Origin of the sequence: Pseudomonas brassicacearum, from assembly GCF_000585995.1 — a bacterium.
Taxonomy (GTDB): domain Bacteria; phylum Pseudomonadota; class Gammaproteobacteria; order Pseudomonadales; family Pseudomonadaceae; genus Aquipseudomonas; species Aquipseudomonas brassicacearum_A.
Map to the genome: position 1 here is coordinate 6,496,304 of NZ_CP007410.1, position 14,588 is coordinate 6,510,891.

Annotated in this window: 6 protein-coding genes, 2 tRNA genes and 4 rRNA genes; 1 reads left to right on the forward strand and 11 read right to left on the reverse strand. The window is 50.5% G+C overall.

All coding sequences use genetic code 11. The features are described 5' to 3' along the window. The first annotated feature begins 412 nt into the window (after positions 1-412). Positions 413-772, forward strand: a complete 360-nt coding sequence (locus CD58_RS28075; protein ID WP_025216179.1) for a DUF6124 family protein — start codon at positions 413-415, stop codon at positions 770-772. A gap of 150 nt (positions 773-922) precedes the next feature. Here CD58_RS28075 and CD58_RS29690 read toward each other — a convergent pair whose 3' ends face one another. From CD58_RS29690 to CD58_RS28130, 11 genes are all read right to left on the reverse strand, one after another. After that, positions 923-3,688 (reverse strand): TrlF family AAA-like ATPase, encoded by a 2,766-nt coding sequence (locus CD58_RS29690; protein WP_080712625.1) that lies wholly within the window; start codon positions 3,686-3,688, stop codon positions 923-925. 473 nt (positions 3,689-4,161) lie between these two features. Continuing rightward, complete coding sequence (locus tag CD58_RS28085; protein ID WP_025216181.1) at positions 4,162-5,151, reverse strand: hypothetical protein; 990 nt, start codon at positions 5,149-5,151, stop codon at positions 4,162-4,164. Positions 5,152-5,441: 290 nt separating this feature from the next. Next, positions 5,442-5,771: a hypothetical protein gene (locus CD58_RS28815; protein WP_025216182.1), complete on the reverse strand. Its 330-nt coding sequence runs from the start codon at positions 5,769-5,771 to the stop codon at positions 5,442-5,444. Between the two features lie 596 nt (positions 5,772-6,367). Then, complete coding sequence (locus tag CD58_RS28095; RefSeq protein WP_025216184.1) at positions 6,368-7,873, reverse strand: YdgA family protein; 1,506 nt, start codon at positions 7,871-7,873, stop codon at positions 6,368-6,370. A gap of 156 nt (positions 7,874-8,029) precedes the next feature. Beyond that, the gene (locus CD58_RS28100; protein WP_025216185.1) at positions 8,030-8,665 is read right to left on the reverse strand and encodes a hypothetical protein; all 636 of its coding nucleotides are present in this window, start codon (positions 8,663-8,665) and stop codon (positions 8,030-8,032) included. A gap of 185 nt (positions 8,666-8,850) precedes the next feature. Further along, a 5S ribosomal RNA gene (gene rrf / locus CD58_RS28105) occupies positions 8,851-8,966 on the reverse strand. A gap of 108 nt (positions 8,967-9,074) precedes the next feature. Further along, positions 9,075-9,190: ribosomal RNA gene (rrf, locus tag CD58_RS28110) — 5S ribosomal RNA — on the reverse strand. Positions 9,191-9,357: 167 nt separating this feature from the next. Beyond that, a 23S ribosomal RNA gene (locus CD58_RS28115) occupies positions 9,358-12,249 on the reverse strand. Positions 12,250-12,495: 246 nt separating this feature from the next. Next, a tRNA-Ala gene (locus tag CD58_RS28120) sits at positions 12,496-12,571 on the reverse strand. 10 nt (positions 12,572-12,581) lie between these two features. Then, a tRNA-Ile gene (locus CD58_RS28125) sits at positions 12,582-12,658 on the reverse strand. A 123-nt stretch (positions 12,659-12,781) separates the two neighbouring features. Then, positions 12,782-14,318 (reverse strand): 16S ribosomal RNA (locus CD58_RS28130). The 16S, 23S and 5S rRNA genes sit together here with 2 tRNA genes alongside, the layout of an rRNA operon. Between the last annotated feature and the right edge of the window lie 270 nt (positions 14,319-14,588).

Sequence of the window (14,588 nt, forward strand, 5' to 3'; positions counted from 1 at the left end):
AGTGCGGGTTCTGTGCCGATGCTTGTAAAGCGTAGCGAAAATGAAATAAAAGGCCTCTTAGGCCTCCTTCCTACCGTACTGTCCTCCGTACTTCCACCTAACTACGTAGTCTTGCGCCTTTGCCTACAACTACGCCAGAATCCGCCCGCTTGTGCGCCTTGTCCCCGGGCTCTATTGTTTTCCTGCCACTGCCCATCAGTGGTCGGGTTTAGTAGCCCTGGTTGGAAATACATAATGGTTGCATGAGTCTCATCAGTCAGGCATTGCCTGCACTCGATGGTGGCTGTGCGCATGGCGTCCTCGGGCGCGCCGGGCTTTTATGTATTTTCCGCCGGTCTACTAACTTGCGCACAGCTGCCACCCCTTCGTTTAGTAGCGAGATGGTTGCGGCCTACTAGAAGGAAAAATACATATGTTCAAAATAACTCCGAATCCGCCAGAGGCGGACCAAGCTCGCCCACGCACCAAATCAAAAACCAAAAAGCTCGACGAAGCTGCCGAGCGTGCCTTAGATTTCTATCTACTGCCGAAACAGGCCAAGCCAGAAAACGCGGCTAAACCAGGCCAGCTATTCACCGTCGTAAAAGACATCGACAACGAAAGCCTCCTGGCCAACCTCAGCGAAACTCTGGCTTCAGCCGATGCGATGGTCAACGACCTGGCCTTCGAACTGGAAGGCTCCCGACGCCACGTTGCCCTCGGTATTCAGCAACTGATCGAATTGAGCTCATTGCTGGCAAACCGGGTGCTAGATAACGTTGATCCGCGATAACGGCTAACCCAACCAATATCAAACCCGACGCCTTGCGTCGGGTTTGATTTATAGGGGTTGGAAAGGGGAGCTACTTTTTCAACAGAATCGGCCAAAAGCGGTCATTTGGGAAAGGTAAGAAAAATAACGAACGTGGTAGTGAGACCATACTTAGACAGCGATCATTCTACGGTATCGCTGTTCAAGAGCTTGCTTACCACCCTCCATAATTTCACAGACCTCACGTCTCACCGCCAACTCTTGCAATCCGCCAGCCGCTGCAACCTCAATGCATCCTTTATCTTGAAGAGCTACGACATACTCAGAGTCACCGTTAACGACTATATTTGGATTATGGGTGACGACTATGACTTGCCTTCTAGATTTGTTTTCCTGCAGTTTGGAAACAATCAATGATGAAATTAGCCCGTTATCTAGATCGTCTTCTGGCTGATCCAAAATCAGAGGCTCATTTCCATATGACAAAAGGAATGAGAGTACGGTTGCTGCTTTCTGACCAGCAGAACCCTGGGAAATATCTTTAAGTCTTTTTCCGTCATTAAATTTAACAACGAGCCGATCATCAGGAAACCACAGGTTAAGTCGATCAAAATTTTCCTGTTGCAACTGGGCCATAAAATCTAGGAACCGCTTTCCAATTGGCGCTCCCATAATCTGTCCAGAACTGTAATTAAACACCTGTGTTTTGAAATTATGAACACACGCAAAGATTTGAGTCAAATCATTAGGAATTGCGGGCACTTTATTATGCTCTGCCATGAGCGCTGACCATAACAAATGTAAAAAGCCCGTCTCTTTTTCTTTATCTAATATATCACTACTAAAAGCCGTATCAGAACGGCCTATCACAGTACGGAAGGAATCTTCCATATCTTCCATATTACAAAGTGGCTCTATGGAAAGACTTATAGAGTCATTGCTTGACAAATGCTGACGCACGAACTCTCTACGCCTAACGGTGAGCGACTTTCTAAGTTCAATAAGATCAGCGTAAATAAGATTGATTTCGACAGTTGCTTGATATTCTTGTGACTCGAACCCCTTTATTTCGCCTAACTTTTTCTCAATACTAGCTTTCGTTTCAACGAGCTGCTGATATTGACCTGGATTATCTACTCCATTTTGGGTTAGGTTTTCCACAAGAGAAGCATACTGCTGAATAGCGATATCTTGCTGTTTACCAAAATCGCTACTCGACTGCCAGCTGTCGAACTCGCAGATACGATCGTTCATTCCGGAAATCAAGTCTGAAACTTTGTTCTTAAACTCCGAGTAAACTTGCGCCATAACGCCGATTCGTTCAAGCAACTCCAAATCAATATGATTAGTGGCGACAAATGCCGAACTGTCAAACGCTAAGCCTTCAGCTTCGCGTATTTCCTTTGAAAGCTTATCTCCTAGACTCGCGAAATGCCCCTTAAAATCCTTAATAGCTTTATTTTTCGTTATCGCACTATTGAAACAAGACAACACTTCTGCATGCCCAGAAGATTCAATAATTCCAATCTTCTGAATTACATCTGCCAGTTGACCTTCAAGAACGTTTTTATTGGCCATCTGGCCTTGAAGCACTCTTCTCTGACCACACAAAGACAGAAACTTGTTCTCTTTTTCAGCCCACGCCATTTTCCAGCCAAATAAATCTACCACATCGGTTTCGTCGATAATTCTTATTAATGCACTTGGATTTTTGGCAATATCATATATCTGCTTTTGACTGAAAATTTTTACAGGAAACCTACTGCGGGCATCGCCATGTTCAGCTTTCCATTCTTGCCCATCCCATTTGAAGATGAGCACATTGGGAGCGTCTGACGCCCATTTTAAAAAGTAAAAAGCCCCTTCTTTTTGGATTATACAGCTGATAGTAGTTTCATTAAGTAGGACACCCTCGGCATCACGGCTAGCTGATTTCTGTGCAAAACGCGTAAAAGTATCCTTAACCTCATTACGGCCTACTATATCTAATAAATCCTTGTCTCGCCCTAATCCCAGTCGAATAAATTCAAGAATAGAAGACTTACCACTTCCACGTCCTCCAATAATAGAATTCAACCAAGGGTTAAATTTAATTTCTAGCGGCTTACCTCTACCACAATATTTAGCTTTATCTATGGAGATAGAATAAATCACATTACTTGAAATAGCATTGGGATTGTCGACAACGGCGTTAGATCGTTTAATGGAAGACGCACCGTCAATCAGCGCCAACCTTAATCCGTCAATAGTCGGGCTAGACATTTTCACCCAAGTAAAAGCTCTACCGACTTCTTCGGGTCGATGCGCGTCAGACCCAATGACTTCTGCCAATCCCAATCCTAGAGACTTGTAACGCCTTAAACATTCAGCATGCTCCGGCCCACGACCACCTTCTGGAAAAATCACCTCGATTGCAGAAGATCTATTGCAAATTTGGCTTATGGTATGGGTAGACTGCAGTTGGCACATTCCAGCCTTCATATCGACATGGGCTGGAATCGCAACACCACCTGACTTAATAATTTCCTCTACAATATTTTCTGCGCTTTCACCTGCGACAGCATCACTATTCCCATACTCTCCTCTAAACTTGGCAGCTCCGACGATAGCCTGTACGATGTCAGAAGTCTTGGAAGGATCGAAAACAGCAAGGATATGAATATTGCCGTTTGCGGTAATCTCAACACCCGGAAATATATAAATGCTCTTCCCTTCACTCCTCAGAACTGAAGCTTCTTCTTGAAGACGCTCAATCCATGAACCGGTGTTGTGATCCGTTACCGCTATACACTCTATTCCTTTTTCTACAAACGAGATTAACCATTCTCTTGGCGTTACCGTATTCCGCAGGTTAGGCTCATGGCGTCCATAGTCCATTGAGGCAGGGGTATGCGTGTGAAAATCAAATGTCCACCATCTTGCTCCTACCTGAACCATGAACCGTCTTCCTTATGCTCATCAAATGACGGCTGTCTCCTAGGTTCCGGTAGCAGCCTTGAGAATTGTGAGCTTACTCGCAATGGCGAAAACGTACTATCAGTCTAACGGATGCTCTGTAGGGGTTGAAATGACGAGACAATCACTTGCGGGGCCGGGGACAGAAGGCATGCACACCCCGCACGCAGTGGTTGTCTCATTCCAATACTGAACCTGCCTAACAATCCCGCACGCTAATGCCAGCTGAATTAGCCCTATACATCAACTTTACTGGGCATATTCAACCAAAAGCGGCCTTTTTCGAGCGTATGCTTTTTGGCCGATTTTATCTGTCGTGGCGGGCGTCAACCGACATAGCTGACATTCTAGACAGAAGCCAAATGGCTGATTGCTATCGATCAGCGGAGCAACCGTTACCAGTCTTGGCCCGCCGCGCTATAGGGACTCGATAGTTCGAAGGATAGCCCTCAAGGTTAGGAGTTTTTAGGCGGAACACGGACGGTACAGGTTTTCGAATAAAACGGAGGAAACTCTCCGGCAAGCTTGTTTTTCAGGTAGTAGCCGTACGTGATTTCATAGGTCCCCGGATCGAGATTCACCGTTGATGTCACGCTGTTGGGACCGCTCCTTAGCGGGGTCTGTGCTCGATCAATCTGGGTTTGGGAGTATTTACCCTCGACCCTGTTGATAGACATCATCAGTGGGGACGCCGTGGTCAGAAGTGAGGAGTTCTGCAACTCAAACCCTACCGTGATAGGAACGCCGCTTCTGAGGGTGTCAGGCGGGCAGTAGCTGTTTTTAACCCCCTGTATGCTTTCTGTTGTGTACCCCTTGGCGGTTGTGGGGGGCGAAAACTCTTCTTGGGCCGCGGTTTGAGCTAGCGATTGTCGCAGACGCTCTGTTTGCGCTCGAGTTTCCAGTGCATGGCTCCTGATTTCCTCAACGAGGCCCTCACCTGTACCGGCCGTTTCACCTGGCTCTCGGTTGTACCGAGCTAACGCTCTATCCAAATTGTCGTCTACAGGTCTCGATACAGCTGACTTGGCCGCTTGCTGACCTGTGTCTAGGTTTGGTGTGGTAGTAACGCTAGTCCCATTCAGGTTTTGTGCAGACTTATTAGGGCTTTCCTTGGGGCGAGATTGCTTTTCGAGCGTTGCCTGTAATTTTGAAAGGTCGCTCTTGACAGCTTTCAGCTGTCCCGATTGATCTTGTTTCGCTGCTGTCGCGTTCAGAGCCGATATCGCGGAGGTTAGATTCTCAAGGTCATGCTTGGTGATTCCCTGCCCATCAACGATATTGACATTGATCGGCTGAGCCTTTGTGGCCTCGGTGTCAACGACTACCTTTGCTGGGCCAGAAAATGAACCATAGAGATTGGCGGCGGCAAAACCAATAATCCCTGCAATTGTTGCCCATATTTGGGTATGAATGTTTTGGCGACTAAAAAATTTATCAGAAGGCATACTGCTTTATAGCCAGTTATCGACAGCATTAGTCGTATGGCGTGGTGCAAAGATTATTTTTTGCACTGCGCACGGTGGGATTTGGATTGTAGATTATGTCCTTAGTGACTGCATACGCCGTTTTTTCTTAGCCACTTAATGTGCGCCTGTGCTCATCATCATTTGCCGCGAGAAGCTAGGTGTCAGTCTTCATCGATTAATTTTTTCGTCGATAGTACAGCGGGAGAACTACCAGATCCTAAGGGATCGAGTGCATTCCAGCGGCTCATGTCTGCAATGTTCATACGTAGCTACAGCCGCTTGATCGAGCTCTTGATCCAAGACATGTAGAACTCAATGGTTTGGTCTATCTGCTGCGGTGTGAAATTGGGCATGGAACCGGGTCCATGTCCCAAGTCGTTCCGCACATCGCTGTAAAACCGTCGCATTGATAGCCGTTCCCAGCTCTCGATGAATGCGCCATTCACCTTGTTCTCAGGATGATTCAGGAAGTCAGACACGCCTTTCTCATTGCCGGTAGTCCATTTTTTGAGATCGCAAATGATCTTGGATTTGCTTTCCAGTGCCCTAGCGGCATAGAACGACGGATCTCGGCCACCGATGATCGTTGCCTCGGCCATGTCAATGCTGACGTTCTTCCATGGAACGTCCTTTACCAAGAGCCAGAATGGCTGCTGACTTGTTCTTGAAGCTGCGCGTCCTGAGTAGTCTGCAAGTACCCATTGTGATAGTGCAGTGGCATACCGGCTTGCTTTAGGCGCTCGTTCAGCTTACGCACATTGGTTGCGAATATGCTGTTCAAGCCCTCATTGATGGCTCGAACGCGGCTGGACCGCGAGCCAGGAAGTGTCATGGGCCCCCGGCTTTCTATCTTGCATTTCGGCCCCGGCCAACTGTCGCGGAAGCTCGGCATTAGCTTGAGCTACTTACTCATCTCGCGTGCGGAAGGCCAATTCGACGAAGCTTGGGCAACGCTGACGAACATGATCCTGAGCGTCCAATGCAGAGGCTCATGTTCTGACACCCGTTCTCGCGCCAAGCTACACATTACTTACATCACTATTCTGCGAATATTCTTCAGAAATTCGATAGTCGTAGATTTGCTCGATAGCGCCGAATTTGTTGAGGCCGGGAACAGATCTAAATGCTAAAAAAGTCATAAAAAAACCCGCCCCATACATAATGCACAGGCCGGGCTTGGGTGTTACTTGAGCAGTTACTGAACGGCGACGCCGCCGCCAAGCTTGCTCATGACGAACGCCGTGAATTGCTCAACGGTCATTTTCTGGCCGTTGAAATCAACTTGATTGTTGGCGTAGTGAAGCTTGGTCACCACGTCGCTGCCTTCAAGTTTCGCCAGTTCCGTGCCGACTGCCATGGCACCGAACATATCGCTGGTAGCGGTGGCCTGATCGGCGATCAGTTTAGCGTCAGTTTGACCTTCCATTTGCGCCTGCACGGTCATCAGGTCGACCAGCATCGGCTTGGACACTTTCAGGTTGAACTCCAGCAGCGCGAGCAGCTGACGGCCCAGTTCATCGGGTGGCAGGTCCATGGATTGCGGCTTGGCGAAATCGACGACCAGGCTCGTACGGCTTTCGCCGTTGGTGGTCGTGAACGACAAGTTTTCCAGTGCCACTTGTGGGCCGCCAGCCAGGAGTTTTTCCAGATCAGCTTTGACCTGGGCTTCCTCAGCTTCGGTCAGGTTCAATTCCGGAGTCGGCTCACCCGCTTCAGCGGCTTCGGCAGCCGCTTTTTCGTAGGGTTGAAGCTTGGTCTGGTAAACCTGCATCAGCGACATGGTGGCCGGGATATCGAGGTTCTTCAGGCTGACTGCCATTTGTGCCGAGCCGATGGTCTTATCGTTGTACGACAATTCACCGATTTTGTAATCAGCACGCCCCGATGCACTGGTGCCAGTCTCGGTGCTGTTGTTCTTCATCTCGAAGTTCTTCATGCCCACCACCGACTTCGGCTCACCAAAGGTGGCCTTGGTGCTGCTCAGCAACAGGGTGTTGTCACCCATGTAGTAACCGTAAGGGCTTTTGCTCAGGTTGCTGGCCAGCGTCAGGCCGTTCACTTCAACCTGTACCGGAGTCTGGTCTTCGGCGACGGTGGTCAGCTTGAAGCTGTCCATGTAACCATCGGCCTTGATCTTCTGTGCCTGGGCGCTGGCGGCCACGTCGATTTTCAGGCCGGAAAAGATGAGCTGGGTCTGTTCATCCAGCTTGGTGTCCAGGGGCAGCAGCTCGAACGTACCGTTGGTGGATTGGTCGTAACCCAAGTTGACCACGCCTTTGAGCGGCGATTGGTCCTTGGCGGCGACAAACCATTTTTCGGTCAGGGGGGTTCTTTCAAGCGCGGTGTGGCTGGTGGCCATGACCGGCAGCCATTTGAGTGTCATCAGGCGCGAAAATGGCAGTGGACCGTGTTCGATGTTGTCGACGAACAGCAGCTCAACCGGCTCTGCGCCAAATATCTCGCCCTCGCCCTTGAGGCGATAGTGGGCGGTGCTGCTGAAAGTCCCACGGTCGAGGGAAACCAGTTCGATCGAAGCGGTGCTATTGGACCCGGTCAAGGCCGTTTGCATCTGCTTGTTACTATCGACGATAGCGGTGTTCAGTACGCCTTCGAGCTTCGTGCCGGTATACCAGGCGCCGCCTGCGCTGATTGCACCGATAACCACAACGATGCCAAGAAGTACGCTTGCTGATTTATTCATGAGTGACCCGATCGATGTCCATGGTTGAAGTAAGCCGTCGTCTTCCCTGACCCGCAAAGGGGGTGGCTCGACGCCGTAAAGTGGAGGGAGATTACCATCAGGCACCCCTGCGGGCCCAATGTTTAAAGGGGGAAAAGAATATTCTTGCGAGGTGGTCTACGAATATTGGACTTCAATCTCGTCGAGTTGATGGTCGAATGTCTTGAGCCGTGCCGTCCAGGTGTACACCAGCACTTCAAAATCGCGATTGATCACAGGCGCGCCTGATGACTCTGCGCGCGAATCGCAGAAGTCCAGTTGATAACGCTCCCGGGCCATGGCGTTAGCGACGTCACAGAGCTCACGGGCGTTGTTGAGCCAATGCCAGCCATCCTGGGTGACCTGCTTGTCCAAAGCGGCGCATTGGGTCTTGAGCGCCTCGAGGCTCTTTTCCAGCGGGGTACCGGTGAGTTCCCCCATGACTTCCTGGAACGTACGGCCAGGCTGCCAATAGCTGCCCCAGAAGTAACGATCGAATACCGTTTCGACCCGCCGGAGCGCAACCTTGGTATCCCAGATCAGGACCAGCGTCTTGCCCTGCTCAAGGTGTTTTTTCTTGATGCGCTGCCCCTGAAGCGATGCCCAGGCCACGATTGCAATGGATATCACACCGATCAACGCCGCCGCGCTATCCAGGAAGAGCAACGCCTTGTCGATCTGGTGAGTGAGCATGACGCCATAGAAATAAGTGGCCGAAAGCAGCATCAACGCCGCAATAGCGCACCAGAAGCCGGGAGCATAAGGGTTTTTCATTATTGGAATCCCCATGACCAGTGACGTCGCGGGCTCCATTTTCGCCAGTGCCCCGACTCTCTCAGCATAGCAACGACCTCGGGGTTTGCCGGGCGTCGACAGCAATCAGAGGGGGCAATCCGATTACCGGCCCAAAACGACAAAACCCCTGTCTGCGTCAGCAGACAGGGGTCTTGGGAATTCAATCTTGACGATGACCTACTCTCACATGGGGAAACCCCACACTACCATCGGCGATGCATCGTTTCACTGCTGAGTTCGGGATGGGATCAGGTGGTTCCAATGCTCTATGGTCGTCAAGAAATTCTGTGACCAGCCCGTTCAACAGCAACGAGCCAGTGAAAATCGATAACTTCTACTTAAAACAAAACCCCTACCTGCGTCAGCAGATAGGGGTTTCGGAATTTAATCTTGACGATGACCTACTCTCACATGGGGAAACCCCACACTACCATCGGCGATGCATCGTTTCACTGCTGAGTTCGGGATGGGATCAGGTGGTTCCAATGCTCTATGGTCGTCAAGAAATTCGGTAGCCAGCGCGTGCCTTGCGGGCACGTTCCAGCGAATGGGTATGCGATAGTTTGTGTGTTGCTTTGTGAGCAGCGTCGAACTTTCGGTTCGTGTCGTCTTCACACACCGCAATCTGATGCTCCGTATTAAAGAGCCGACTCAAATTGCTTGGGTGTTATATGGTCAAGCCTCACGGGCAATTAGTACAGGTTAGCTCAACGCCTCACAGCGCTTACACACCCTGCCTATCAACGTCGTAGTCTTCGACGGCCCTTCAGGGGACTCAAGGTCCCAGTGAGATCTCATCTTGAGGCAAGTTTCCCGCTTAGATGCTTTCAGCGGTTATCTTTCCCGAACATAGCTACCCGGCAATGCCACTGGCGTGACAACCGGAACACCAGAGGTTCGTCCACTCCGGTCCTCTCGTACTAGGAGCAGCCCCTCTCAAATCTCAAACGTCCACGGCAGATAGGGACCGAACTGTCTCACGACGTTCTAAACCCAGCTCGCGTACCACTTTAAATGGCGAACAGCCATACCCTTGGGACCGGCTTCAGCCCCAGGATGTGATGAGCCGACATCGAGGTGCCAAACACCGCCGTCGATATGAACTCTTGGGCGGTATCAGCCTGTTATCCCCGGAGTACCTTTTATCCGTTGAGCGATGGCCCTTCCATACAGAACCACCGGATCACTAAGACCTACTTTCGTACCTGCTCGACGTGTCTGTCTCGCAGTCAAGCGCGCTTTTGCCTTTATACTCTACGACCGATTTCCGACCGGTCTGAGCGCACCTTCGTACTCCTCCGTTACTCTTTAGGAGGAGACCGCCCCAGTCAAACTACCCACCATACACTGTCCTCGATCCGGATAACGGACCTGAGTTAGAACCTCAAAGTTGCCAGGGTGGTATTTCAAGGTTGGCTCCACGCGAACTGGCGTCCACGCTTCAAAGCCTCCCACCTATCCTACACAAGCAAATTCAAAGTCCAGTGCAAAGCTATAGTAAAGGTTCACGGGGTCTTTCCGTCTAGCCGCGGATACACTGCATCTTCACAGCGATTTCAATTTCACTGAGTCTCGGGTGGAGACAGCGCCGCCATCGTTACGCCATTCGTGCAGGTCGGAACTTACCCGACAAGGAATTTCGCTACCTTAGGACCGTTATAGTTACGGCCGCCGTTTACCGGGGCTTCGATCAAGAGCTTCGCGTTAGCTAACCCCATCAATTAACCTTCCGGCACCGGGCAGGCGTCACACCCTATACGTCCACTTTCGTGTTTGCAGAGTGCTGTGTTTTTAATAAACAGTCGCAGCGGCCTGGTATCTTCGACCGGCATGGGCTTACGCAGTAAATGCTTCACCCTCACCGGCGCACCTTCTCCCGAAGTTACGGTGCCATTTTGCCTAGTTCCTTCACCCGAGTTCTCTCAAGCGCCTTGGTATTCTCTACCCAACCACCTGTGTCGGTTTGGGGTACGGTTCCTGGTTACCTGAAGCTTAGAAGCTTTTCTTGGAAGCATGGCATCAACCACTTCGTCACCCAAAGGGTAACTCGTCATCAGCTCTCGGCCTTAGAATCCCGGATTTACCTAAGATTCCAGCCTACCACCTTAAACTTGGACAACCAACGCCAAGCTGGCCTAGCCTTCTCCGTCCCTCCATCGCAATAACCAGAAGTACAGGAATATTAACCTGTTTTCCATCGACTACGCTTTTCAGCCTCGCCTTAGGGACCGACTAACCCTGCGTCGATTAACGTTGCGCAGGAAACCTTGGTCTTTCGGCGTGGGTGTTTTTCACACCCATTGTCGTTACTCATGTCAGCATTCGCACTTCTGATACCTCCAGCAAGCTTCTCAACTCACCTTCACAGGCTTACAGAACGCTCCTCTACCGCATCACCTAAGTGATACCCGTAGCTTCGGTGTATGGTTTGAGCCCCGTTACATCTTCCGCGCAGGCCGACTCGACTAGTGAGCTATTACGCTTTCTTTAAAGGGTGGCTGCTTCTAAGCCAACCTCCTAGCTGTCTAAGCCTTCCCACATCGTTTCCCACTTAACCATAACTTTGGGACCTTAGCTGACGGTCTGGGTTGTTTCCCTTTTCACGACGGACGTTAGCACCCGCCGTGTGTCTCCCATGCTCGGCACTTGTAGGTATTCGGAGTTTGCATCGGTTTGGTAAGTCGGGATGACCCCCTAGCCGAAACAGTGCTCTACCCCCTACAGTGATACATGAGGCGCTACCTAAATAGCTTTCGAGGAGAACCAGCTATCTCCGAGCTTGATTAGCCTTTCACTCCGATCCACAGGTCATCCGCTAACTTTTCAACGGTAGTCGGTTCGGTCCTCCAGTTAGTGTTACCCAACCTTCAACCTGCCCATGGATAGATCGCCCGGTTTCGGGTCTATTCCCAGCGACTAGACGCCCTATTAAGACTCGCTTTCGCTACGCCTCCCCTATTCGGTTAAGCTCGCCACTGAAAATAAGTCGCTGACCCATTATACAAAAGGTACGCAGTCACCCAACAAAGTGGGCTCCCACTGCTTGTACGCATACGGTTTCAGGATCTATTTCACTCCCCTCTCCGGGGTTCTTTTCGCCTTTCCCTCACGGTACTAGTTCACTATCGGTCAGTCAGTAGTATTTAGCCTTGGAGGATGGTCCCCCCATATTCAGACAAAGTTTCTCGTGCTCCGTCCTACTCGATTTCACTTCTAAGATCCTTTCGCGTACAGGGCTATCACCCACTATGGCCGCACTTTCCAGAGCGTTCCGCTAAAATCAAAGAAGCTTAAGGGCTAGTCCCCGTTCGCTCGCCACTACTAAGGGAATCTCGGTTGATTTCTTTTCCTCAGGGTACTTAGATGTTTCAGTTCCCCTGGTTCGCCTCTTGCACCTATGTATTCAGTACAAGATAACCATCTTATGATGGCTGGGTTCCCCCATTCAGACATCTCCGGATCAAAGTCTGTTTGCCGACTCCCCGAAGCTTTTCGCAGGCTACCACGTCTTTCATCGCCTCTGACTGCCAAGGCATCCACCGTATGCGCTTCTTCACTTGACCATATAACCCCAAGCAATCTGGTTATACTGTGAAGACGACATTCGCCGAAAATTCGTACGCTTGCTCACTTAAGAGCAACTCACAAATTTTACCTTAGCCTGATCCGTTACCAGTGAAAGTAACGTCCAGTCTATCTTTCTATCACATACCCAAATTTTTAAAGAACGATCTAATCAAAAGACTAGAAATCAACATTCACCATCACCTTGATGGAATGCTCATTTCTAAGCTTTCAGAAGCAGTTTATGGTGGAGCCAAGCGGGATCGAACCGCTGACCTCCTGCGTGCAAGGCAGGCGCTCTCCCAGCTGAGCTATGGCCCCATAACAAAATTGGTGGGTCTGGGCAGATTCGAACTGCCGACCTCACCCTTATCAGGGGTGCGCTCTAACCAACTGAGCTACAGACCCAATTTCGAGCTTGTAACTGTTAGCTATGAGCTATCAGCTTGGAGCTTAAAGCTGCTTCTATCGTCTTCTTCAATGAATCAAGCAATTCGTGTGGGAGCTCATGGAGCAGCTGCGGTCGTCGATTAAGGAGGTGATCCAGCCGCAGGTTCCCCTACGGCTACCTTGTTACGACTTCACCCCAGTCATGAATCACACCGTGGTAACCGTCCTCCCGAAGGTTAGACTAGCTACTTCTGGTGCAACCCACTCCCATGGTGTGACGGGCGGTGTGTACAAGGCCCGGGAACGTATTCACCGCGACATTCTGATTCGCGATTACTAGCGATTCCGACTTCACGCAGTCGAGTTGCAGACTGCGATCCGGACTACGATCGGTTTTGTGGGATTAGCTCCACCTCGCGGCTTGGCAACCCTCTGTACCGACCATTGTAGCACGTGTGTAGCCCAGGCCGTAAGGGCCATGATGACTTGACGTCATCCCCACCTTCCTCCGGTTTGTCACCGGCAGTCTCCTTAGAGTGCCCACCATAACGTGCTGGTAACTAAGGACAAGGGTTGCGCTCGTTACGGGACTTAACCCAACATCTCACGACACGAGCTGACGACAGCCATGCAGCACCTGTCTCAATGTTCCCGAAGGCACCAATCCATCTCTGGAAAGTTCATTGGATGTCAAGGCCTGGTAAGGTTCTTCGCGTTGCTTCGAATTAAACCACATGCTCCACCGCTTGTGCGGGCCCCCGTCAATTCATTTGAGTTTTAACCTTGCGGCCGTACTCCCCAGGCGGTCAACTTAATGCGTTAGCTGCGCCACTAAGAGCTCAAGGCTCCCAACGGCTAGTTGACATCGTTTACGGCGTGGACTACCAGGGTATCTAATCCTGTTTGCTCCCCACGCTTTCGCACCTCAGTGTCAGTATCAGTCCAGGTGGTCGCCTTCGCCACTGGTGTTCCTTCCTATATCTACGCATTTCACCGCTACACAGGAAATTCCACCACCCTCTACCATACTCTAGCTTGTCAGTTTTGAATGCAGTTCCCAGGTTGAGCCCGGGGATTTCACATCCAACTTAACAAACCACCTACGCGCGCTTTACGCCCAGTAATTCCGATTAACGCTTGCACCCTCTGTATTACCGCGGCTGCTGGCACAGAGTTAGCCGGTGCTTATTCTGTCGGTAACGTCAAGACAGTTACGTATTAAGCAACTGCCCTTCCTCCCAACTTAAAGTGCTTTACAATCCGAAGACCTTCTTCACACACGCGGCATGGCTGGATCAGGCTTTCGCCCATTGTCCAATATTCCCCACTGCTGCCTCCCGTAGGAGTCTGGACCGTGTCTCAGTTCCAGTGTGACTGATCATCCTCTCAGACCAGTTACGGATCGTCGCCTTGGTGAGCCATTACCCCACCAACTAGCTAATCCGACCTAGGCTCATCTGATAGCGCAAGGCCCGAAGGTCCCCTGCTTTCTCCCGTAGGACGTATGCGGTATTAGCGTCCGTTTCCGAGCGTTATCCCCCACTACCAGGCAGATTCCTAGGCATTACTCACCCGTCCGCCGCTCTCAAGAGAAGCAAGCTTCTCTCTACCGCTCGACTTGCATGTGTTAGGCCTGCCGCCAGCGTTCAATCTGAGCCATGATCAAACTCTTCAGTTCAAACATCTTTGGGTTTTGAGAAAACCCTAAACTTGGCTCAGCAATCGTTGGTTACATCTTTGATTTCTCGCGGAGTAACTTGTGATGCTGATAATCTGTTGACTAGCAGTCTGACTCCACAAGCACCCACACGAATTGCTTGATTCAGTTGTTAAAGAGCGGTGGGTTGAGCCTTTCGTCTCAACCGAGGCGCGCATTCTACAGCGCCCCGTGTATCTGTCAAGCGGTTATTTTCAGAAGTTTTCAAAGTTTCCTTTGCAACTTCAACCA